This window comes from Anabaena sp. FACHB-83 (assembly GCF_014697485.1).
In the GTDB taxonomy this organism is placed as follows: Bacteria; Cyanobacteriota; Cyanobacteriia; order Cyanobacteriales; family Nostocaceae; genus Nostoc_B.
The window spans coordinates 417,733-441,514 of the sequence record NZ_JACJRY010000001.1; the positions used below are offsets into that span (position 1 = coordinate 417,733).

At 41.3% G+C, this 23,782-nt stretch carries 18 protein-coding genes and 1 pseudogene; 10 read left to right on the top strand and 9 right to left on the bottom strand.

Annotation, left to right across the window (positions count from 1 at the left end):
• Positions 1-179 precede the first annotated feature (179 nt).
• The 4 genes from H6G79_RS01740 to H6G79_RS01750 form a co-directional block, all read right to left on the bottom strand.
• On the bottom strand, positions 180-2,354 hold the full coding sequence (locus H6G79_RS01740; protein WP_190588113.1) for a peptidase domain-containing ABC transporter: 2,175 nt from the start codon (positions 2,352-2,354) through the stop codon (positions 180-182).
• 90 nt (positions 2,355-2,444) lie between these two features.
• Positions 2,445-4,265, bottom strand: coding sequence for an HlyD family efflux transporter periplasmic adaptor subunit (locus H6G79_RS01745; protein WP_313933868.1), 1,821 nt, complete (start codon positions 4,263-4,265; stop codon positions 2,445-2,447).
• Between the two features lie 756 nt (positions 4,266-5,021).
• A complete protein-coding gene (locus tag H6G79_RS37225; protein ID WP_277877196.1) occupies positions 5,022-5,147 on the bottom strand; it encodes a hypothetical protein in 126 nt (41 codons plus the stop codon).
• A gap of 222 nt (positions 5,148-5,369) precedes the next feature.
• Positions 5,370-6,074 (bottom strand): diacylglycerol/polyprenol kinase family protein, encoded by a 705-nt coding sequence (locus H6G79_RS01750; RefSeq protein ID WP_190588114.1) that lies wholly within the window; start codon positions 6,072-6,074, stop codon positions 5,370-5,372.
• A gap of 62 nt (positions 6,075-6,136) precedes the next feature.
• Between H6G79_RS01750 and yidD the strand changes: the two genes are divergently transcribed.
• Both yidD and H6G79_RS01760 read left to right on the top strand, forming a co-directional pair.
• Positions 6,137-6,439, top strand: coding sequence for a membrane protein insertion efficiency factor YidD (yidD, locus tag H6G79_RS01755; protein WP_190588115.1), 303 nt, complete (start codon positions 6,137-6,139; stop codon positions 6,437-6,439).
• A 345-nt stretch (positions 6,440-6,784) separates the two neighbouring features.
• Entirely contained in the window at positions 6,785-7,639 is an 855-nt protein-coding gene (locus H6G79_RS01760; protein ID WP_190588116.1) for a DUF4114 domain-containing protein, read from the top strand.
• A gap of 343 nt (positions 7,640-7,982) precedes the next feature.
• On the opposite strand, the gene H6G79_RS01765 is transcribed toward H6G79_RS01760, so the two are convergent.
• From H6G79_RS01765 to H6G79_RS01780, 4 genes are all read right to left on the bottom strand, one after another.
• Positions 7,983-8,567, bottom strand: coding sequence for a pentapeptide repeat-containing protein (locus H6G79_RS01765; RefSeq protein ID WP_190588117.1), 585 nt, complete (start codon positions 8,565-8,567; stop codon positions 7,983-7,985).
• Between the two features lie 316 nt (positions 8,568-8,883).
• A complete protein-coding gene (gene trpE, locus H6G79_RS01770) occupies positions 8,884-10,401 on the bottom strand; it encodes an anthranilate synthase component I (protein ID WP_190588118.1) in 1,518 nt (505 codons plus the stop codon).
• A gap of 129 nt (positions 10,402-10,530) precedes the next feature.
• Positions 10,531-10,950, bottom strand: a complete 420-nt coding sequence (locus H6G79_RS01775) for a photosystem I reaction center subunit II PsaD (protein ID WP_190588119.1) — start codon at positions 10,948-10,950, stop codon at positions 10,531-10,533.
• A gap of 281 nt (positions 10,951-11,231) precedes the next feature.
• Positions 11,232-13,355, bottom strand: coding sequence for a M3 family metallopeptidase (locus tag H6G79_RS01780; RefSeq protein WP_190588120.1), 2,124 nt, complete (start codon positions 13,353-13,355; stop codon positions 11,232-11,234).
• A 269-nt stretch (positions 13,356-13,624) separates the two neighbouring features.
• Here H6G79_RS01780 and H6G79_RS01785 point away from each other — a divergent pair, with 269 nt between their 5' ends.
• The 3 genes and pseudogenes from H6G79_RS01785 to H6G79_RS01795 all read left to right on the top strand — a co-directional run bounded on the left by H6G79_RS01785 (position 13,625) and on the right by H6G79_RS01795 (position 16,962).
• The gene (locus tag H6G79_RS01785) at positions 13,625-14,413 is read left to right on the top strand and encodes a dienelactone hydrolase family protein (RefSeq protein ID WP_190588321.1); all 789 of its coding nucleotides are present in this window, start codon (positions 13,625-13,627) and stop codon (positions 14,411-14,413) included.
• Between the two features lie 477 nt (positions 14,414-14,890).
• Positions 14,891-15,949, top strand: a pseudogene (locus tag H6G79_RS01790) (transposase); the annotation flags it as partial.
• Positions 15,950-16,002: 53 nt separating this feature from the next.
• Complete coding sequence (locus H6G79_RS01795) at positions 16,003-16,962, top strand: zinc-dependent alcohol dehydrogenase family protein (RefSeq protein WP_190588122.1); 960 nt, start codon at positions 16,003-16,005, stop codon at positions 16,960-16,962.
• 192 nt (positions 16,963-17,154) lie between these two features.
• Here the strand turns inward: H6G79_RS01795 and H6G79_RS01800 are convergent, their stop codons facing one another.
• Positions 17,155-17,307: a hypothetical protein gene (locus tag H6G79_RS01800; protein ID WP_190588123.1), complete on the bottom strand. Its 153-nt coding sequence runs from the start codon at positions 17,305-17,307 to the stop codon at positions 17,155-17,157.
• 409 nt (positions 17,308-17,716) lie between these two features.
• On the opposite strand from H6G79_RS01800, the gene H6G79_RS01805 reads away from it, so the two are divergent.
• The 5 genes from H6G79_RS01805 (at position 17,717) to H6G79_RS01825 (ending at position 23,640) form a co-directional block, all read left to right on the top strand.
• On the top strand, positions 17,717-19,114 hold the full coding sequence (locus tag H6G79_RS01805; protein WP_190588124.1) for a nicotinate phosphoribosyltransferase: 1,398 nt from the start codon (positions 17,717-17,719) through the stop codon (positions 19,112-19,114).
• Positions 19,115-19,117: 3 nt separating this feature from the next.
• A complete protein-coding gene (locus H6G79_RS01810) occupies positions 19,118-19,717 on the top strand; it encodes a nicotinate-nucleotide adenylyltransferase (protein WP_190588322.1) in 600 nt (199 codons plus the stop codon).
• Positions 19,678-20,424, top strand: coding sequence for an NrtR DNA-binding winged helix domain-containing protein (locus tag H6G79_RS01815; protein ID WP_190588125.1), 747 nt, complete (start codon positions 19,678-19,680; stop codon positions 20,422-20,424). Before H6G79_RS01810 ends, H6G79_RS01815 begins: the two co-directional genes overlap by 40 nt.
• Before the next feature lie 99 nt (positions 20,425-20,523).
• Positions 20,524-22,290 carry an NAD+ synthase gene (locus H6G79_RS01820; protein ID WP_190588323.1) on the top strand — a complete coding sequence of 589 codons (1,767 nt, stop codon included), beginning with the start codon at positions 20,524-20,526 and terminating at the stop codon, positions 22,288-22,290.
• Positions 22,291-22,734: 444 nt separating this feature from the next.
• Positions 22,735-23,640 carry a peptidoglycan-binding protein gene (locus tag H6G79_RS01825; protein WP_190588126.1) on the top strand — a complete coding sequence of 302 codons (906 nt, stop codon included), beginning with the start codon at positions 22,735-22,737 and terminating at the stop codon, positions 23,638-23,640.
• Positions 23,641-23,782 lie beyond the last annotated feature (142 nt).

Below are 23,782 nucleotides of genomic sequence, written 5' to 3' on the forward strand. Positions count from 1 at the left end.
GTACACTCAGGTCAAGCTTCTTTCCTACTCTCTACTCCCCATTCCCTACTCCCTGCCTACACAACTAGATTCAGAAATCAAATCGGATTCCTATATGCTAAGTTGCGTTCAGAAATAGTATTCTTACTCCCTACTTCCTACCCCCTGCCCAAATTACTATCTTTGATTGCAACTTTGTATTAAAAAGATAAAAACTTCAAATGTTCTCCTTGTTGAGAGAGAAATGTTTCAAGCGTTCCTTGTAACTGCACTTGACCTTTATCTAACATCACAATCCAGTCAGCACGATGAACAACACTAGGACGATGAGTAATCAAAATTGTGGTTTTACCTTGGCGGTATGCTAACAACTGATCTAACACTTGTGCTTCGCTTACAGGGTCAAGTCCGGCTGTAGCTTCGTCTAAGATTAGTATAGGTGGATTGGTGAGAATACCTCTAGCGATCGCTAATCTTTGGCGTTGTCCCCCAGAAAGATTCGCACCAAATTCTCCTAATACAGTTTGATAATTATTCGGTAATTGACTAATAAAATTATCTGCATCCGCAATCTGGCAAGCTTTGACAATTTCCTCAAAGGAAATATAAGGAGTCCCTAAGCGAAAATTATCCACAATTGAACGACTCCAAAAATGTGGTTCTTGGGGTACATAAACTACTTGTTGACGTAAACAATCCAGTGCAATATCTTGAATGTTATAAAAACCAATGCGGATATTTCCTGAATTTAACTCATACAAACCTGCAATGAGTTTTGCTAAAGAACTTTTTCCACAACCTGATTTACCAATTAAAGCAATCACATTACCACCAGGAAGTTTTAACGAAAATTCTTCTAATAAATCCACTCTCCCCGCATGATGAAAAGTGACTTGAGAAAACCGAATATCAGCATCAGCCGGGATTTGCACAGTTGGTTTTTGACTTCCACCAATGACTTCTGGTGTTGCTTCAATTACTTCTAAAAGCCGAGACACGGCAGTTTGCGATCGGAAATATTCATCGCCAAATCCAACCAAAGAGTTAATTAAATTAAAAACATTGACTTGTAAAACATTAAAAGCCAAAATTTGACCAATACTTAACTGTCCTTGAATCACTAAAATACTACCCAAACCTAATAAAACTACTCCACCAATAGTAGAAATTAATCTCGCAACAGTCCCGTTAATAATCCCAATTTGAATAGTGCTGAAAGTTAAATGCGCCAACCGACCAAAACGGCTTTGAAATTCATCCCAAAATTGAGGAGCAGCATTCGTCGTTTTAATTACCTGTGCGCCTTTAAATGTTTCTACTAACACACCTTGATTTTCTGCACCCAAAACCAACAAACTGCGAGTTTTTTGCTGAAGAATTGGCAAAAAAGGTAAAGTAGATACAGTCATTAATAAAGCAACTACAATAACTGCCAATGTGAGAGTCCAACTATAAAACAGCATGATGCTGAAAGAAATTACCGCAATAAAAAACTGACTGGGTAATAAAATGACAATTTGCGATACTAACTGATTAATTTCATCAATATCGCGCAATCGACTAGAAATTTCCCCACTGCGGCGCGATTCATAATAACTCAAAGGTAACTGAAGAATTTTGTGGGCAAACTCCATTACTAATCCTAATTGCAACCGTTGACCAAAATGGGCAATCATCATTGACTGTACAGCCTGCAAACTACTACTAAATAAGCTAGTAATCACAACGGCTGAGATAATTACAACTAGTAATTGAGTATCTCCTCGCACTAACACATCATCTGTTAAAAGTTGTATTAAAACCGGACTACCAAGCGCCAACACACCTAAAACAATATTGATGAGTAATACCTGACTTAATAAATTTCGATAAGGCAATACACGCTGAAAAAACCTACCAAAACCCTGCTTTGGTTCTTCTTGAAACTGCACAAAAAACCGCGTCAAATCAGGCTCTAGTAAGAGCATCACCCCATTCCAAGCAATAGCTAATTCTTCGCGGCTAATATAACGTAAGCCTGTAGCCGGATCAGCAATTACATACTTTTTCCCCCGCTTACCATACAGCACAACCCAGTGATAACCATGCCAATGGATAATGGCAGGTAAATGGATTTCTGTAATTCTATCCATAATTGCTGGTGCGGCTTTGACGGCTCTAGCATTAAATCCCAACGTCTCAGAACCGCGTTTTAATCCCAGTAAAGTTGTGCCTAACTGTCCAGTTCCTACCGCTTCTCGGCTTTTACTCATACTCAAGAAGCGTCCGTAATGTTTGCAAATTGAAACTAAACAAGTAGCGCCACAATCTTCTTCACTGGATTGTAAAACACACTCGTATTTTTTTTGGTGTTTAAATTTGAATAGACCAAACATGATTGTTAAAAATGGGGAGTTGGGAGTGGAGAGTGGGGAGTAGTATTTTTCTTTCCTTTCAGACTTCAGACTTCACACTTCAGACTTCTCTCAAATATCTGCAATTAATCTGGCTTTTCGCAGAATGAACTGCATAACAGTTTCTTGGCGAGAAATAATATCAGCGCGTCCTTCCATTCCTGGTTTGAGATGACACTGGCGATCGCCTCTACCAACAGATAAAGTTTGCGGTACAATTGTCACTTCATAAGCTGGTGGTGTTTGCACAGTCGGTAATGTAGCGTTTTTCTCCACAGCTAAAGCGTCGGGTGCAACTGTGGTCACAGTACCCTTGAGTGTGCCGTAATCTGGATAAGGACAAGCAGAAACCTGCATCTGTACTTGTTGATTTGCTTTTACCTTATCGATATCTTGCGCGGGAACTCTGGCTTTGATTTGTAATGTTGCATCTAAAGGTGCAATCTGCGCGATCGCTTCACTGGGTTGCACAACTTGTCCAGGGTTGCGTAAATTAAATTGCAACAAAATTCCATCACTCGGTGCGCGAATCACCGTTTTATTTAAATCATTTTCGGTTTGTTGCAGTTCTTTTTGCGTTCTATCTACTTGCTTTTGAAATTCTAGGCGCTGCTGGAGTAAAGTTTCTCTTTCTTTTTTCAACGCCGCTAAATCTGCTTGTTTCTTCGCCTGTTCTTGCTGAATGCGTGCAAGTGCAACAGCTACAGGCGAATCCGTCGGATTAATAGCAGTTTTCGCCTTGATTAAGTTTGTTTGGGCAACTGTGAGGGCTTGTGCTTTCTCTTCTAAACTATTTTTAGCGTTAGCTTTGGCTTGTTCTAACTTAGTTTCGGCTGCTTTGACTGCAAATTGTTTTTCTTCTAGGCTATTTTTCGCATTTTCTTGAGCTTGTGCGAGTTTCGCTTTTGCCGAAATCACCGCTTGTTCTTTTTCTTCCACAAGATTTTTCGTATTAGCTTTGGCTTCTGCTAACCTAGCTTCCGCAGATTTGACGGCTTGAATTTTTTCCTCAAATAAATTGAGTGAAACGGCTCCTAGTGCGACTATTGGTTGTAGGCGATCGCGTTGTAACTTGGCCATTTGCAAAGCGGCTTCGGCTTCTTGCACAGTAATTGTTAAAAGTTGCTCTTGTAATAATCTATCTTTTTGTTTTTGCGCTATATTCAAGGCGGTTTCTGCTTCCTGCACAGTTGATTGGAATAATTTTTCGCGCTGCAAGCGATCGCGTTGGACTCTGGCTAATGTCAAGGCGGCTTCGGTTTCTTGTACAGTCGTAGTTAGCAGTTTTTCGCGCCGTAATCTGTCTTTTTGTAATTTTGCGATCGTTAACGCCGATTCTGCTTGCGTCATTTCCGCTAAAGCTTTAATTCGCTGGTCTTGATAGTTGCGTTCAGTCCCACTTAAATCTGCTTGCGCTGCTAAAATCGTCTGGTTCATTAATTCAGTTTGCGCCGCCAGTTGCATATTAATTTGACTTAGTTGTGCATCAATTTGACTCAGTTGTAATTTACTTTTTTGAATTGTATTTTGTAGCTGACTTTTTTGATTCTGAAGCCGTCCATCATCCAGGTAGGCGATCGCTTGTCCTTGTTTGATTATTTGATTATCTTTCGCCTCAATTTTCTCCACAGTTCCAGTAATCGCCGACTCCACAACTTTAAGTTCCCCTAAAGGTCGAATTGTTGCCGGAACTTTAACTGTGACATTGTATTTGAGAATCGCAGATAAAGTTACTCCCAGCACAAAAATACTAATCATTACACTCCCAGCAACACCAATCCATTTACCAATGCTGGGAAGAAATTCATTGACATCAAATACAGGGAGTTGTTCTGGATTCAGGTCATTAAAACTATTATCAGCATAGTTTTCCTGAGCGCGTAAGAAATTCACTGTACTGCACCTTATTTGAGAAATTTATATGTAGAACTATCAAAAGTTAGACAAAATAACGGGGATTTTGCCTGACAAAACTAGCGAAATACCAAGCAAATTGTAGAGTTTGCCTCTGAGGCGATCGCTTTGAGCCATTATTTTATAAATTACCTTTCTCAAAGACAGAAAACATCATCCCTAATAATCTTTTATAATTAGTTATGGGGGACGAGAAAAGTGTGTGACAAGCAAGCACAACCATAACTTTTCTCATATCTCTAACGTTGGCAACACAGAGAGAAAACAGAGGAGAAGACTCGACTCCCTCAAAGACCTCACTTACGTTGAGCGAGTAATAACTATCTCCTCTCCCCTCTTCTTAATTTGGTCAAAATAATTGACAAAAGTAAGGAGTAATGAATAAGGAATTTACTTATTACTCACTACTTATTACTCATTACTTAATATTTATGGTGTACCTCACTTACTTCAAAAGTGCTGTAACTACAGTTAAGAGAATAGTAGGTTGGGTGTAGCGATAGCGTAACCCAACATTCACGCATACTCTGTTGGGTTCCGTTCCTCCACCCAACCTACACCAGAATTGCTTTTTAGTCTTAACTGAACTGTATTGTGCTATAACCACAGCATCGCTGCTAATGGCTGTGTCATATTCAACCTTTGAGCAAGTTAGATTCTGCAATACTATGTGAATTATTCAAAAAATTGCAAATCAGTAGAAGTTGATGGTTTTATTATTTCTACATCCTACTTCTAGCCAATATTGCAGTTGGCAAAACCACTACCAGCCAACTCAAATTCTATACTACTAGCAACTAATTCCTGTCGTTGATTTGATAACTCAATCAACAACTTTGATAAAAATATTGGATGTGACATGATTGTTAGCCTCACTTAAGTCTGGTGGATTGACCACCTAAGTACCCAACTATAAGCACTGTTTGTCAGGAAATCATAAATCTACAGATAGAAATCACAACTTTAGTTTTACTACTAGCAGCAGATATAAAAAAATCTTTTATGTGTTCCAGATATCCTAGTATTCTCCGAGTAACAATAGTGAATCTTGCGGAATAATTCTATTTTTTTAGCTAATAAAGTTTAGTTAGCTAATAATAGTTGCACTAATACAAAAGCTAGACCAGCACTACCTAAAGGGACGGTTAAATTATCAACACCCAAAAAGGAAATAGCTTCTAAACCAGTAGCGGCGATCGCCACAGCCAATGATACCACCCAAATCTGCCAGATATTTCCCTGCACACCCAGCAAAATCAAACTACTCACGATGTAGCTGACTAAGGTCATTGTTAAAGAGCCTTCCCAGCTTTTACTTGCCCCAAAAACTTTATACTTATGTTGACCAAAACGTTGACCAACTAACGCTGCTAAACCATCTCCCCAAGTCATTACCATAATGCCAATTGCAGCGTATTGGGGTTGTTGCAAATACCAGAAGCACCCAACTAAAATGCCAAAACTCACAGCATAAAAAAACGTTCCTAAACTTTGGCGACCCACACTGTTAATCCCCGGCAGAATTGGCAATCGATAAGATAACAAGGTCACAATACTCGCTACAATCGAAGCTGTAATGCCTACACTCGCCGGAATATCTAGCCACCAAGCCAGTAAAATCACATTACCAGTGCCAATATGCACGATTTTTCTAACTATTTCTGAATCATCAGTAAAGCGACTTACCACCCATGAAACTAGGAGGATAAGCAACACCCAAACTGCAACTATGGTAATTTGCAGCCACAAAGTTGGAATTGACGTTAAAGCAGGAATCAGAGTTAACAAGGATCTTACACACTAGACAGTTTTTACCCTTGTTTCTAATTTATAAGATTTGGGCAGCAGGAATGAAAATATTATTTATTTGGTTAATTCGGGGTTACAGAATGTTTATCTCGCCGTTGTTTCCCCCTACTTGTCGCTTTCAGCCAACTTGTTCTATGTATGCCATTCAAGCAATTGAGAGGTTTGGAGTAGTGCGCGGTGGTTGGATGGCTACTCGCCGCATCTTGCGTTGTCATCCATTTCATCCTGGCGGTTACGACCCAGTACCAGAAATTGCACCATCCGACATAAAACAGCAAGATTGTTGTGGTCACACTCAATTGAAGTCTGAAAATGAAACTCAACCAGAACCGCGAAATCACTAAAAAACCTTTTGCTTTCATCCGCAATCTCTACAGCTTTCCCACTAAAGTAGTAAATTGCCTGGTGAGGAAAAAAGTAGAAACTAGCTTGATTTATCAATGCTTGCGGATGAATAAACATTGCATTTGCGTACTTTTACTTTCGTATTTGTTCAGTAATTATTCCTTTAAAAATCACTTGCAATAATTAAGGTTGATGATTGGATTTCCAGTGTATATACATAAGTTTTGTAATGAGTTTTTATTAAATGCTTTCAATATAAAAAATCGAACAAGTTACTAAAATAAACTGGACGCATTCATAGCCAATCTTTTACAAATGGATTCATGATTCTAAAAAGGCAAGCTATGAAAAGTTCATTGTTCACTAAATTACTCGCTGCAACAACTTTAGTAACTGGTTTGTGGGTATCTGCTACACCAGCAAATGCGGTTAACATCCAAAGCAGAAATGAAGCCCCGGCTGATTTTAAAGATAATATCCAAGACTTTAAAGATTTCGTGGGTAAAGAATCTCGTTACTTAGCACCTGAGACAATTGGAGCGCATAAAGTTGATTTATCTCAACTGACACTGAAATATGCTCACGACACTAAAGTATTCTTTATTGGTGAAACTGCTGGTGGTTATCGCAACCGTTTAGATTTTAAAGCCACTTCTGGTAATACTGTCACCACAGGCAAAATCTTCGGCGATACATCTTGTAGCACCAAAGATAGTGCTTTTCAAAATTTTAACGAGTTTTGTGCAAATCCTAACAATGCTTTAGCTAATAAAACCCAACAAGACAGCCCATTAAATATTGGTGACTGGGTTAGCTTAGGTAAATTCCAAGCTGGTACTACACTTGATTTCTTATTGCATTCTAATGATATCAATGGTGGTATCTCCGGCAAAAACCAACAAGGGCAAACTGTTAAAGGCGTATTTGGCTTAAATGAAGCTACTAACCCAGATGGTTTGCAGCACGTAATGACTTATGTGTACAAAAACTTCTTGGTTTTAGGTTATGAAGATTTATGGGGTGGCGGCGATAAAGATTATAATGATGTCGTTTTTGCCGTAGATATTGGTTCTAAAAATGCTTCTGCATTAACAGGTGTTAGTGTTCCAGAACCTTCCGCAACCTTAGCCTTAGTTGGTATCGGTGCAATTGGTGTACTCAACACTCGTCGCCGTTCTTTGAAAAAAGCTAACAGCTAGTACCGCTACGCGAAAGTCGAAAAGAGCTTCAATTCTTCACAATCATTTTTCCAATCGGTATAAGCCAATAACTTGATGCCCATATCAAGGGCGCATCTATCAATATCGATTTACAAGTTGACAATTTCACTACCGTTTCAGGGTCAGTCAATAACCTTTTTGTTCTAAGCTATCAAAAGATACTGAATTTTTTGCGTACTTTTTCAAATATTTTCGTATCTGCCAGTATACAATCCAAGCGATCGCTTCACCAAGTCAGAGAAAGCGATCGCTTATTTTCATTAAGCTTGTCCGCACCATCAAACCCCAGTTTCTTTCTTGATATCAACTGACATTTCAGCAGTCATTGACTAGCCAGCACTTCACATAAATCAACTTTTTTCAAGTTAACTTGTGACAAGTCAACATCACTGAGATTAGCTTTGTACAAGATGGTTTTATGAAGCTCGGCATAACTCAAGTCGGCTTGGCTCAAGTTAGCTCCTGTGAGGTTTGCGCCTTTAAGATTGGCTCCTGCTAAGTTAGCACCACAGAGGTTGGCGTAACTCAAATCTGCACCACTTAAATCTGCGCCACTGAGGTCAGCATTGTGTAAATTAGCTAAACGTAGGTCTGATTTTTGTAGAGATGCTTTGTGTAAGTCTACGTTACTCAAGTTGGCGCGAATTAAGTTAGCTGCTTTGAGGTTTGTCCAAATTAGTCTGGCACCACTGAAGTTAGTTCGCCAAAGACAAGATAATGCCAAGTTTGCTTCTATGAGGTTGGCACCACTTAAATTGGAATGAGATAAAGTGACATTTACTAAGCTGGCGCTACCTAAGTTAATCCCAGCTAAACATACTTCACTCAGATTAACTGAATGCAGGCAAACCTGTGTGAAATTTCTCTCTCCTGTCTGATAGCGCCTGAGAAGTTCATCAGTGTCCATACAGCCTGCCTTCCAAATGATCATTTACTTAACTCGATTTAGTGGAATTAATTGGTTAACAAATGTACGCATGAACTGACTTTGCAGTGAAAGTCTGAGGGCAAATGCTTGACTGGATGTGAATTGCTTTGTACAACCATCTGTAAAGAAATATAACAAAATCGTTACAAAAGTACAACAAATTCTCAGTTATGCGTTGATAGTTCCTGTTTATAGGAGGGATATAGCAGTCCGATTTGATTTTTGAACAAATACATGTAGGGACGAACTTACGTCCGTCCCTAGTGGAAATTTTTGAGATTTCTGGCAAATTTCGTTAACGCAAACAGCGAATCGCCACTAATAGGCCTCTGGCTTTATTTAGCGTCTCTTCATATTCTTTTTCTGGTTCAGAGTCGGCGACCAAACCTGCACCAGCTTGCACACTGACAATGTTATCTTTGACTACCATTGTGCGAATTGCGATCGCACTATTTAATTGTCCTTCAAAATCGTAATAGCCATACACACCCGAATAAACACCCCGGCGACTTGGTTCTAGTTCGTTAATAATTTCCATCGCCCGAATTTTGGGTGCGCCGCTAACTGTCCCCGCCGGGAAGCAAGCTTTCATTAAATCCCAAGCGTTTTTATGGCTGGCTAATTTACCTACCACATTACTCACAATGTGCATCACATGAGAGTAACGCTCAACAACCATCAATTCATCGACTTTCACGCTACCGCTTTGGCAAACTCGCCCTAAATCATTCCGCCCCAAGTCAACCAACATAACGTGTTCGGCAATTTCCTTGGGGTCTTGTAGTAAATCTTCTGCAAAGGCGATGTCTTCTTTGGTGGTTTTCCCCCTTGGCCTTGTACCCGCAATGGGACGGACTGTGGCGATAATTCCCTCATCTGGGTCACGTTCAGCTTTCACCATGACTTCGGGGCTGGAACCAATAATTTGCCAGTCCTGAAAGTGAAAATAAGCCATGTAAGGCGAAGGATTAATTTGGCGCAGCGAACGGTAAAGGGCAAAGGGGTCGCCTGTGTATTCTGTGGCGAGTCGCTGGGAAATGACAACTTGGAAGATATCACCTGCTTTGATATATTCTTTTGCCTTTTGGACGTTGGCGCAGAATTCGGTTTTTGTGAAGTTGCTGGTGTATGCTAATTCTTTATTTTCTACTGGCTGATTACCTGGGGGTGTCCATTCCAGGATAGTTTTTTGCGGTGACAGTGGTAGAGATAACTTACTGACCAAATTAGTCACGCGATCGCCAGCTTTTTGATAAGCTGCTTGTAAATCTACATTCGGGTCGCGTAAATCAGCATAGGCGATCGCCCAAATTTTTCGCTTTACCTGGTCAAAAATTAACAGTTGGTCTACCTGCATCCATAACCCATCGGGAATGTTGCGTTCATCTGGGGGATGGACGGGAACACGCGGTTCAATCCAACGAATCAATTCATAACCCCAAAACCCAAATAATCCCCCAATTCCTGGTGGTAATTGGGGTAGTTTTACTGGCTGATAAGGCTCAAGACATTGGGCTAAAGCTGTAAAAGGATCACCTGTAAACACAGCTTGTGAACCATCACGGTGTGTTTGGGTGGTTGTCTCTCCTCTCGCTTCTAGCACCCACAAAGGATCACAACCTACAAAACTATAGCGTCCGATTTTTTCACCGCCTTCCACTGATTCCAACAAAAAGCTGTAAGGTTGTCCAGCACAAACTTTGTACCATGCAGAGACAGGTGTATCTAAATCAGCCACCCATTCTTGATACACCGGGACAAAGTTACCTTGTGAAGCTAATTGAGAAAAATCAGAGAAATCGGGAAAAATCATAGGTTACTACAGAGATTGAGTATCAGGGATGAGGGACTGAGGAGGTAAAAGCATCAAGGCTAAAGGATGAAAAAACTTATTTCACACTTTACACTACATACTTCATACTTCCTCTGTCCCTGCTAGTCCCTAGGCATCGTAGGTAGCTGTACCACTAAATTTCAGTTTTGATGGCTCAGGATTTTCGCCAATCCTACGAGCTACGTGGCGTACTTTTTCGCGGCCTTGGTTAACTTTTTCAGGGAAGACACCATCTGCTGGGTGAATGAAGGTGGTTTCTCCGCTAGGCAAAATCCGATAAATTTTGTAGTCGGTGATTTTGAACTTACGGAGTTGACCGCCCAAAGCAATGCCGTACTCTTTACGAGCTAAGTAAAGCAAGTTTTCGCCTTGGTGCATAGTAGCTGCGCCACCTGTAGGTAATTCAAACACCTGAGCCTTGGGGCTTGTCCAAGTGATAGCGTACTTTTCTTCCTCTTTTGCTTTGGTGAGCAAACCGCCAGTACTACCGGCGAACAGTGGGGTTTTTCCAGAAAGTGTTTCTGCCATAAAGCATTCTCTCAAGGTTTTTAGGGCATCGTAACACCGCCATCACGATCATATTGCGATCGCGTCATAGTCTGTAACAGTTTTTAGTTTAAAGCCAAAAGTCCATAATCTATAGTCCTGCAATTTGTCAAATTCACTTTTTACCAAAAAACCGTGAATGATCATCAACAAAAAATGAAAATAGCCCAAAAACTGAAATTTGGACTATACAAAACTTTACATGATTGATTGAATTTTGTTGATAGTGTTTCCTTGACTAATTCTAGAACTGCGATCGCCTGTTAAAGCTGAGTAACTTCGTTGAGAGCTTCTTGAAGCAACCCATTGTGCCGTAGCAGCGAAACTGTACTTGGTTCCCTTCCCCGGAAGGCTTTGAATATTTCCATTGGATGCTGACTACCGCCAAGTGCCAACACAGTATTACGGTAGCGTCTACCAGTGGCTTGAACGACGGTTTCATCGTCTAAACCAGCTTCTTCAAAAGCGGCGAAAGCATCTGCACTCAGGACTTCAGCCCACTTATAGCTGTAGTAACCGGCGGCATAACCACCTTCAAAGATATGCCCAAAGGCACACAAGAAAGAATCTTCAGCTAGGGGTGGTAAAACTGTGGTAGTTTTGGCTATGCGCTGGCGCACTTGGGCGGGAGTTTCATCACCACCAGGAAGATAGCGATCGTGTAATTCTATATCCACAGTGCTGAAGTGAATTTGCCGCAGTGTCGCACTCCCACTCATATAGTTACGTGCGGCTAACAATTTTTGGTAATAATGCTCTGGTAATGGTTCACCAGTTTCATAATGCTTCGCCATACCAAACAAAGTCGGGCGTTCATAACACCAGTTTTCCATGAATTGGCTTGGTAGTTCCACAGCATCCCACTCGACATTATTCACCCCGGCGGCGCTGCTGTAATCAACTTTGGTCAGCATGTGATGTAAGCCATGACCAAATTCGTGGAATAATGTCTCTACTTCATAAAAGGTCATTAAACTCGGCTTACCATCAACTGGCGGAGTTTGGTTACACACCAAATAAGCTACAGGCAAGCGCACAGATGTAGCTCCATTATCGTTAATCTTGCCTCGGTTAATGCAGACATCCATCCAAGCACCACCGCGTTTTTCGGCGGGACGGCTGTAAGGATCTAAGTAAAAGTAGGCGACGGGTTTACCTGTTTCGTCAGCAATTTGGAAATATCTCACATCTTGATGCCAAACGGGTGCTTGTCCATCAGCAGGGGTGACGGTAACACCAAACAGCCGCTTCACCAGTCCAAACAAACCGTCTAAAACTTGCGGTAAGGGGAAATAGGGGCGTAATTCTTCCGTGGTAAAGGAGAATTTTGCTTCCCGTTGACGTTCTGCCCAAAAGCTAATATCCCAGTGTTGTAAATCTGCGGCTTCTGGTGCGCCTTTGGTGGCGGCAAAAGCTTTGAGTTCGGCTAACTCTTTAACAGCAGCATCATAGCTGGCACTCCGCAGTTCTTCTAACAGTGCTTCGACTGCTGCCACATTGGGAGCCATTTTACTAGCAAGGCTTAACTCAGCAAAATTTTTGTAGCCTAATAAATTGGCTAGTTCTTGGCGTAACTCTAAAATCCGCACAATTAAAGGGTTATTATCTAACTCGCCCGAAGCCGCGCGGGTGATATATGCTTTATACAATTTTTCCCGTAAGTCTCGGCGGGTGCTGTGCTGCATGAACGGGCTGTAGCTGGGGAAATCTAAAGTAATGCGCCAAGGGCCATTTTCGGGGGTGGCGTTTTCTTCGCCAGCCGCACGAGCAGCTTGGGCAGCTAAACTGAGGGAACTTTGGGGTAAACCCTCAACTTCTGCTTTGGTTGTCAGGTTTAAGCTAAAACCTTTGGTGGCATCTAATACATGGTTAGAGAATTTCGTGGATAATTCTGCTAACTCCATTTGAATGGCATTAAACCGATCTCTGGCTTCGCCTGACAAGCCCACACCAGACAATTCCGCATCTCTGATGGCAGTTTCGATAATACGTTGCTGGGCTGCTTCTAAGGTTGCCCAGGTATCACTCGCCCGGAGTTGTTTAAAGGCGTTGTATATAACTTGACTTTGACCAAGTTTATTGCTGAACTGTACCACTTGGGGTTGGACAGTTTCATAAGCTTCACGCAGCTGGGGACTATTCTTGACTCCCATTAAATGACTGACTATACCCCAACTCCAAGTCAGCCGTTCGGTGAGTTTTTCTAAGGGTTCAACCAAACCACTCCAAGTCGGCTGGGCGTTAGCTTCTAAGGTAGCCAGTTCCTCATCCAGTTCTTTTAATAACTGCTGGAAGGCTGGAATTACTTGTTCTGCTTGAATCTCAGTAAATGGCGGTAAGCCAGTTCCTTTTAACAAGGGATTTTGGGGAATAGTGGCTGCACTCATAGCGTTGTATCAATGCTGATAAATATCTCAATATACTTCTAATGTAGCGATCGCTGCGATTTTTAGCCTTGCCAGAATGCCGCAATAACCGAATTAGGGGGTAGGGAATAGGGAGTGGGGAGTGGGGAGTTGGGAGTGGGGAGTTGGGAGTGGGGAGTGGGGAGTGGGGAGTTGGGAGTGGATTTGTTTGACAAATGACAAATGACGACTTTATTGTCTACTTTCCAGGCATAATCATCCCAGATGATTATTTTACTGGGTGTCTTGAGATGAAATTACTGCTTTCTGCATTAATTACACCTGTGGCTGTGGTATTGACTGCTACACAAACATTGGCAGCAATTCAAACAAAAAATGTTGAATATAAACAAGGAAATACAGTTTTACAAGGCTATCTCGCTTATGATGACGCAATTAAAGGCAAGCGTCCTGGGGTTTTGGTAGTACATGAATGGAATGGACTACAATCTTACGCCAAACAACGCACAGAACAGTTAGCGAAACTTGGTTATGTTGCCTTTGCGGCTGACATTTATGGTAAAGGTATTAGACCAAAAACTCCTGAAGAGTCTGGTAAGCAAGCTACCATTTATCGCAACGATAGAAAATTGTTGCGCGATCGCGCCTTAGCCGGGTTAAAAGTATTACAATCCAATCCGCTTACTGATGTTAACCGAATTGCAGCGATCGGTTATTGTTTTGGCGGTGGTACAGTATTAGAACTTGCCCGTAGCGGTGCTAACATTGCCGGAGTCGTCAGTTTTCACGGCAACCTCGATACACCAAACCCCAACGATGCTAAAAATATCAAAGCCAAAGTTTTAGTATTGCATGGTGCTGATGACCCATTCGTCCCAGCAGAACAAGTCCAAGCTTTTGAAAATGAAATGCGCCAAGCAAATGTAGACTGGCAATTAATTTCTTATGGTGGTACAGTACATAGCTTTACTAACCCAGACAATAAAGGTCAGCTAAAAGGAGCATTATATAACCCCGTTGCTGACCGACGTTCTTGGGAAGATATGCGGCAATTTTTCGCCGAAATCTTTCGCAAATAAAAATTAGGGAATAGGGAATAGGGAGTGGGGAGTAGGGTATTTATGAAAATAAGCAATCAAAGTTGGGACGTGTCTGGAGCGTAGGGGCTTCACCATTAGCGGTGTACATATCTATTCCCAAGATAGAAGAAAAATTGTTCAGCCTAAGCTATACCAATAGTCAGTACTCATCCCCACTCCCCTAATTATGCGTGCAATGGTTTTAGATGCACCACATCAACCCCTACTCACTTCTTGCACCTAACGTAGATACCCGTAGAAAGCCAATAGACAGCATAAAAATATAACAAGATTCAAATAAGGATGAATAAGTAAATTCAGTTATAAATAGAACATAAATGCCGAAATGTTACGTAGGAAGTAAGATTTCCGCGCCGGCGGTTACTTTTTCGCCGAAGACATGGATATGTTTGCCTTTGATACTTAAAACATGAGAGAAAAGGCGTGAAATACTTGAATTAAACAAAGCACTGATTAATGCTTGCCCACGCCCAAAACCTAGTTTACACCTTGAAAGAACTGATGCCGACGCAGTATCAAAAAGATAATTTAGAAGCGATGCTGGCATTATTCTTAGAGGCACAAGGACATCCATTACCAGAACACAGTCAGACAAAATCCCCAAGCGCAATCAGCAGATTCTTAAACATAAACCCTTGGTCGACAAGGAAGATGATTAAGGTAGTTCGTAACCACGCATTAGAAGCCATTTTAAAAATATTATCCTCATCTAATCCAGGACGAAAACCTTTTTTACAAGTCATTATTGATTTAACAACTTTAGAGAAGCGAGGCAAGTTCTCAGAGTTTGGTGACTTAATTAGAGTTTACAATGGCAAGCGTGGTCTACATATAGTTGTCGTTTATTTAGTTATAGGAAGATGGCGTATTCCTTGGAATTTTCGGGTTTGGAGGGGTAAGGGAACTCCATCCCCAGCAAAGCTTGGGCTAAAATTAGTCAAACGTTTACCTCAAGAATTAACTCAACGCTTTGAAACGATTATTTTAGCTGACACAGCCTTTGGCAGTGTTGAATTTTTGGAGGGTATACGTCAGCTAAAATATCATGCTATTACAGGTGTATCTATTAGTCGTAAGTTAGCCGATGGTAGACTTTTAAGGCGCTTACATAAACAAGGTCAACTGGTTTATTTGTTTGGTTTAAGCTTTCCTGTTACTGTTTCTTGGTATTACTTAAAGCGCGATAATGGCAAACTAGAAAAACGCTTTGTCTTATCTACTCGACCAATTAAAGCTTCTACTCTTAAGCGGTGGGGTAAGCGTCGTTGGCAAATTGAAGGCTGGTTTAAAACCGCAAAGCATCGTTTTGGTTTGCACCGTTTTGGACAAGGAACTCTGCTGGGTATGTATCGTTGGCTTATTCTTTCGCTGATTGCTTACCTCATCGCTCATTGGACTCATCTGCATATTCAGCCAACATCACCACCTGATTGGGGACAGGCTGCACAAACTGCTCTTGAATCTATTTTCCCACATATACTTGTGTATCTTCTTTTACTTGATATTGAACGCCTTGCTCCTCTTTCACTTAGTTGTGGTTTTGACATTCAGATTTTCAGGTGCAAGATATGAGCCTACGTTTAGCTGAGTTACCAATACCTCAACCCAATGCGGAACAAGTTTTGATTCGGGTTCATGCTTGTGCAGTTTGTCGCACAGATTTACATATAGTTGATGGAGAATTGACTCATCCTAAATTACCTTTAATACCTGGACATCAAATTGTCGGTACTATCGAGGCAATGGGGGCAAAGGTTGATAAATTTTATGTCGGTCAACGGGTGGGAGTGCCTTGGTTGGGTCATACTTGCGATCGCTGTCGTTATTGTCGTTCAGGACGAGAAAATCTTTGCGATTTTGCTGAATTTACTGGCTATAACCTAGATGGCGGCTATGCAGAATATACTGTAGCTGATCACCGCTTTTGCTTTGCCTTAGATCCTAGCTTTCGTGATTTACAAGCTGCACCTTTATTATGTGGTGGCTTAATTGGTTATCGCGCTTACAGTATGACAGGCGATGCCAAAAAAATTGGTTTTTATGGGTTTGGTTCATCTGCCCATATATTAATTCAATTAGCTCGCTATCAAGGTCGGCAAATTTTTGCTTTTACTCGTTCTGGAGATATCACCGGACAAGAATTTGCTCTTCAACTCGGTGCAAATTGGGCGGGTGACTCTGATACATTACCACCAGAACCTTTAGATGCAGCGATAATTTTTGCGCCTGTTGGTAAATTAGTTCCAGCAGCTTTACGCGCAGTCGCCAAAGGTGGAATTGTAGTTTGTGCTGGTATTCACATGAGCGATATTCCCTCTTTTCCTTACGAAATTCTTTGGGAAGAAAGAATGTTGCGTTCTGTGGCTAATTTAACTCGCAAAGATGGCGAAGAATTTCTCGCTTTAGCACCCAAAGTTCCGATTCAAACAGAGGTGAATGCTTTTCCTCTCACCCAAGCAAATCAAGCTTTAAACGCCCTTCGCAATGGCGAAATTACAGGTTCAGCAGTTTTAGTAATTGATTATTAAGTAGGTCGTTGAAATTAAGATAACTGGTGAGGGCTGTAATTTATCATTTGTCATTTGTTATATTTCCCCCTTGCCCCGTTTCCTCTTCCTACTCCCTACTCCCCATTCCCCATTCCCCACTCCCTACCAAATAAAAAGGCTCAAGCTTTTGGCTCAAGCCTTGACCTCACTCATATCTAAATATTTCATCTTCTACCAAACATCACTCATACCTTTTTTATAAGGTTCACCTGTAAAAGGTTGTACCCCAGTATTAGGATATTGATCATCTGTAGGGCCAAAAATTCGCATTGCGGCTTCAGAGATATACTCGGTAATCCTAGCAATGATTTGGGAAATAGCCATACTCTTAGACTCCTTATTTTTGAGTCAGTTAGATAGTTATCTTTCTACTTTAATTCGATATTTTCTTATCGCTCAGACTCTCAATATATTGAGAATTTATGCAATAGTTTTTCAGATTGCTTTGCAATACTTTAGGTTGCCAAAAAAGTTTAAAGTTTCTCTGCAATTCCAATTATAACAAAACTCCCAATTAAGCTCTTTTGTATGAGAAATATGAGTGTTTTATAAAAGTTAGTTTACGAAGAATAAACTATTAAAAAAGATTAAATATTTGTATAAAATATAATTATTTTGCGGTGAGTATGTTGATTTAATGAAGTCAATAGCCTCTTTGTCACGGAGGAGTTGACATTATTTATGGTAAAATCTACCATAATAAAAAGCAGCATTCTTGTAAGGACGCTCTTACATGGCAACTATCCCAGACTTGGGCAGCTACCAGCACCAAGACTTGACAATCTCTGCGGCTGATTACAGCTTGTTCACCGACCTTTATCAGCTAACAATGGCGGCTTGTTATGTTGGCGAAGGATTAGAACAAAAACAAGCTAGTTTTGAGTTATTTGTGAGGCGATCGCCAGAAAATTTTGGCTATCTCATTGCAATGGGTTTAGAGCAAGTTCTGGCATATTTAGAAAAGTTAAGTTTTACTCATTCGCAAATTGCCGCACTCCAGGCAACGGGAATTTTCGCCCACGCCAGCGAGAGCTTTTGGTCGTTATTGGCTAAAGCGAAATTTACTGGTGATGTTTGGGCAGTTCCCGAAGGCACAGCCGTATTTGCTAACGAGCCATTTTTGCGAATTGAAGCGCCACTGTGGCAAGCCCAACTAATAGAAACTTACCTCTTAAATACCATCAATTATCAAACTTTAATTGCCACCAGAGCCGCCCGTCTGCGTGATGTGGCCGGGGAAAAAGCCAAACTTTTAGAGTTCGGCACAAGGCGGGCATTTAGTCCCCAAGGGGCATTGTGGGCAGCAAGGGCAGCCTTAGCGGGAGGATTAGATGCTACCTCGAATGTGTTAGCAGCATTACAACTAGGTCAGCAGCCAAGTGGTACGATGGCTCACGCCTTGGTCATGGCGTTGTCAGCGATGGAAGGCAGTGAAGCAGAAGCTTTTACGGCATTTCATCGCTATTTTCCCGGTGCGCCCTTGTTAATTGATACTTACGACACCATCGCGGCGGCGGAAAATTTGGCAGCAAAAGTCAATGCTGGGGAAATGGAATTATCAGGAGTCAGACTGGATTCTGGGGATTTGGTAAGCTTGTCAAAACAAGTGCGATCGCTACTACCAAATGTGCCAATTGTTGCCAGTGGTGATTTAGATGAATGGGAAATCACCAGACTCAAAGCGGCTGGGGCAGTCATTGATGGTTATGGTTTGGGAACACGACTGGTAACAGGTACGCCTGTCAACGGGGTTTATAAACTCGTGGAAATTGATGGCGTTCCAGTTATGAAGCAGTCCAGTGGTAAGGGGACTTATCCCGGACGCAAGCAGATTTTTCGGTCATTTGTTGGCGGTAAGGTAAAAGCTGATAGGTTGGGGTTAATCACAGAAACACCGCAATCAGAAACACCTTTATTGCAATTATTCATGAAGCAAGGCGAACGAGTGCAACTGCCAGAAACTTTAGCAGACATTCGCCAACGAACCGCCATAACAGTCGCTAGTTTGCCAGAACAAACAAGGCAGATATCAAACCCTGTGGCTTTGCAGGTGGATATTTCTGAAGAGTTGCAGGAATTGACTGAGAAGACTAAGGAACGAACCGCCAAGACGCAGAGGACACAGAGGTAAATGATGAGAATAGCTTTATTTGGTACAAGTGCTGATCCGCCAACGGCTGGGCATCAAGAGATTTTAAGGTGGTTGTCAGAACGTTATGATTGGGTGGCAGTTTGGGCGGCAGATAATCCCTTTAAGTCCCATCAAACACAATTAGAACATCGGGCGGCGATGCTGCGGTTATTAATTGCCGACATGGATGCGTCAAGGCATAACGTAGCAGTGACGCAAGATTTAAGTAGTTGGCGCACCCTAGAAACAGTGGAAAAAGCCAAACAGCACTGGGGTGAAGAAGCAGAATACACCTTAGTTATTGGTTCAGATTTGATCAACCAACTACCACGCTGGTATAGAATTGAAGATTTATTACAGCAAGTGCAACTAATGGTTGTGCCACGACCAGGATATGCAATAGAAGAATCTAGCTTAGAGGCAATCCAAAAGCTGGGAGGAAAAATTGCGATCGCTACCCTCACAGGTTTAAATGTATCCTCAACAGCTTATCGTGAGCATGGAGATACTCAAGCCCTGATAGCTCCCATTGTTGCCTATATTCATCAACAGCATTTGTACAAATGCCAGGACGCAACCACAAAAAGATTCCAACTCCGCTAAATCAACAACCTTTGGCTGATTTTAAGGTAGGTGTGGATAATGTAATTTTTTCTGTAGACACTGTTCAAAATCGACTTTTGGTTCTCTTAGTCATGCGACAGCAAGAACCATTTTTAAATTCTTGGAGTCTTCCTGGGACGTTAGTACGTCAAGGCGAATCTTTAGAAGATGCGGCCTATCGCATCATGGCAGAAAAAATCCGAGTCAACAATCTTTATTTAGAACAGTTGTATACCTTTGGCGGGCCAAACCGCGACCCCAGAGAAGCAACCGATAGTTATGGTGTGCGTTATTTATCAGTAAGTTATTTTGCCCTTGTCAGGTTTGAAGAAGCCGAATTAATTGCTGATAAAGTCGCGGGAATTGCTTGGTATCCCGTCAAACAAGTGCCACAATTAGCCTTTGACCATAATCAACTGCTAACTTATGGTCACAGACGACTGCGAAATAAATTAGAGTACAGCCCAGTCGCCTTTGAAGTGTTACCAGAAATGTTTACTTTAAACGATTTGTATCAGCTATATACAACAGTTTTAGGGGAAAACTTTTCTGATTACTCTAATTTTCGGGCGCGACTACTCAAGTTAGGTTTTTTGTGCGATACCGGAGTAAAGGTATCACGCGGTGCAGGTCGACCAGCTAGTTTATATAAATTCGACGCTGAGGCTTTTGCACCTTTTAAAGATAAACCTTTGGTGTTTATTTAAATAGTCATTGGTCATTAGTCATTTGTAAAAAACTATCTACAAATGACTAATGACATAGACGCTTTTGCGACTTCCCGCAGGGTAGAACAAAGGACAAATATGAAAATTGCGATCGCTCAACTTAATCCAACCATTGGTGATATACCAGGAAACGTCCAAAAGATTCTAGAAGCCGCCCAAGATGCAGTAAAATCAGGCGCACGTTTATTATTAACTCCAGAACTTTCTTTGTGTGGCTATCCACCCAGAGATTTATTATTAAATCCTAGTTTTGTCTCGGCTATGAGTCTGGCATTACAACAATTAGCCAGAGATTTACCACCAGAATTAGCTGTTTTAGTCGGCACTGTTGAACCAAATACCAAATCTCATATCACTGGCGGTAAAAGTTTATTTAATAGTATTGCTTTATTAGAATCGGGGAAAGTCAAGCAAATTTTTTATAAGCGGCTGTTGCCTACTTATGATGTATTTGATGAAGACCGTTATTTTGAACCAGGGTTACAACCAAATCATTTCACTTTAGATGATATTCATATTGGGGTAACTATTTGCGAAGATTTATGGAATGATGAAGAATTTTGGGGCAAACGTAGTTATGCTGTTAATCCCATTGCAGACTTAGCAATTTTGGGTGTAGATTTAATTGTTAACTTATCTGCTTCACCTTACAGCGTCGGCAAACCGCAGTTTCGAGAATCGATGTTGAAACATAGTGCAGTGCGTTTTCAACAGCCAATGATTTATGTCAATCAAGTCGGTAGTAATGATGATTTAATATTCGATGGTTATAGTTTTTCGTTAAATGGTCAAGGCGAAATTATGTGTCGCGCCCGTGGTTTTGCCACTGATTTAGTAAATGTAGAATTTAACAAAAAAACACGAGATTTAGAGTTAAGTTTTTTAACACCAGAGAGCGAATCAGAAGAAGAGGAAGTCTGGCAAGCTTTGGTTTTGGGTGTGCAAGACTATGCCTTAAAATGTCGCTTTTCTAAAGTAGTATTAGGTTTAAGTGGTGGTGTAGATTCAGCATTAGTCGCTGCGATCGCAACAGCAGCATTAGGTAAAGAAAATGTCCTCGGTGTCCTGATGCCATCACCTTACAGTTCAGAACATTCTGTAAGTGATGCGTTGGCATTAGGTAAAAATTTAGGCATTCAAACCACTATTTTACCGATAGGCGAATTAATGCAAGGTTTTGACAACAGCTTGGCGGAATTATTTGCTGGCACAGAATTTGGCATAGCTGAGGAAAATATTCAATCACGGATTCGCGGTAACTTATTAATGGCGATCGCTAACAAATTTGGCTATCTCTTATTATCCACTGGCAACAAATCAGAAATGGCCGTCGGCTACTGTACCCTCTACGGCGACATGAACGGTGGTTTAGCTGTAATTGCTGATGTGCCAAAAACCCGCGTTTATAAAATTTGCCACTGGTTAAACTCCCATCCCTCAGCACTCAAAACTCACACTTCGACTTCGCTCAGTGAACAGCACTCAGCACTCCCAACTGAAATTATTCCCCAAAATATCCTCACCAAAGCCCCCAGTGCGGAACTCAAACCCGGCCAAGTTGACCAAGATTCCCTCCCAGCTTATGAAGTTTTAGACGACATCTTGCAACGCTTCATTCATGACCATCAATCAGCCGCCCAAATAGTTGAAGCAGGTCACGACCCCATAATTGTAGACCGAGTAATTCAAATGGTTGCCCGTGCCGAATTTAAGCGCCGCCAAGCACCCCCCGGCTTGAAAATTACCGACCGCGCCTTTGGTACAGGCTGGCGAATGCCCATCGCTAGTAGCTGGGTAGCCATCAAAAATGCTTATCAAGCCATACCTGTTTCTACACCTAGTTAACCTACGTGTTACATCAGTCAAAAATGTTCAACTACATCCCGCCTAGAACTAAAGTTCCAGGCTCATAGCCAAAGTCCACTTAAGTGGACTGGAATACATTTCTCGTTGAGTCATCTTGAGATGACTTACGCTATGAGACTCGGAATTAATTCCGAAGCGGGATAGTTAATTATGAATGTGGCTCTTACCTAACGAAATGTTGTCATTGCTAGAATTTTTACAACATATTCCCAGATTTTACAGAGGCAATGCCCACCCTACAAATTAGATTTTATCAAAAATACCGAATTACTTTTGCGTAAATTACTGAAGTTGCCTTGAATAGTAAAGTAATACTAAAATTCACGGCTGAAATTTTGAGCCGCGAGTATAGTTTCCAACAACATTCCCAATTATGGAAATGATGTTTATACCTAGTTAGAACTAAACGAAGATAGGTGCAACATGAAATTACAAGATTTCTTAGGTAAAGAAGAAAAGTGGGGATTTGAAGCGATCGCTAAAGATGAAGAATTGAGTCGCCAAATTCAGATATTATTGATTGGTCTAGGTTTATTGGAACCACCAGCAGACGGGAAATTTGGCCCTGTAACGGCAGCCGCACTCAAACAATTTCAAGAATTAATGAAAATTGATGAGTCAGATTATATAGGTGCAGTTACAGCTAAAGAACTAATTGAAACTAAGCCTGATGAATTACCCAAGCCTCCATTAAAGCTAGGTAACGACATTGCCAGCAAAATTGTGAAGTATATGCTGGCAGAAAATTATCAAGTCTTTACTGGCCCCAAAGAATATAACATTGTTTATATCGAGGGTATGAATGGAGACTGGACTCTTAATAATGATGCAGCCAACGCCTTTAATGATCTCCGCATTGTGATCGAAGTAGTAAATAGTACTCCTAAAATTGTCGATCACTGGCAAGCAACCACCGAACCCGGCAGATATTACACCGTAAATCCCATGAATCCCGGCGGTGCAGCCAGAATTAAGTTTGGACAATACAAAGCCTGGGCTGTAGGTTTGCACGGGAATGCAGAACGCCACGAAGCTTTAGTACAAGTTGCACCATTGACTGTTCACCGTGATTTCAACAAGGATTTTAAGCGCACAGGTGATAAAACAGACACTGGTCTTTTCTACATCAATCAACACTGGGGCTATGATGCGCCTAGTAATGATATTAAAAATGCCAGTGCTGGTTGTCTTGTAGGGCGGATGCGTCAAGGACATAGAGAGTTTATGTCAATTATTAAACAAGACCGTCGCTATGTAGCTAATAATGATTATGTATTCTATACAACAGTAATTCCTGGCGATGATTTATTGAAGAAGTTTCCTGGGTAAAATCTAAACTCTAGATACTTCCTTCAATATGGGTGTGTCTAATTTGCACAAGGCACACCCATCAACACTCAACACTCACACTTCGACTACTTCGGCTGCGCTCAGTACAAGTTCGCTCAGTGTACAGCACTCAACGAATGAT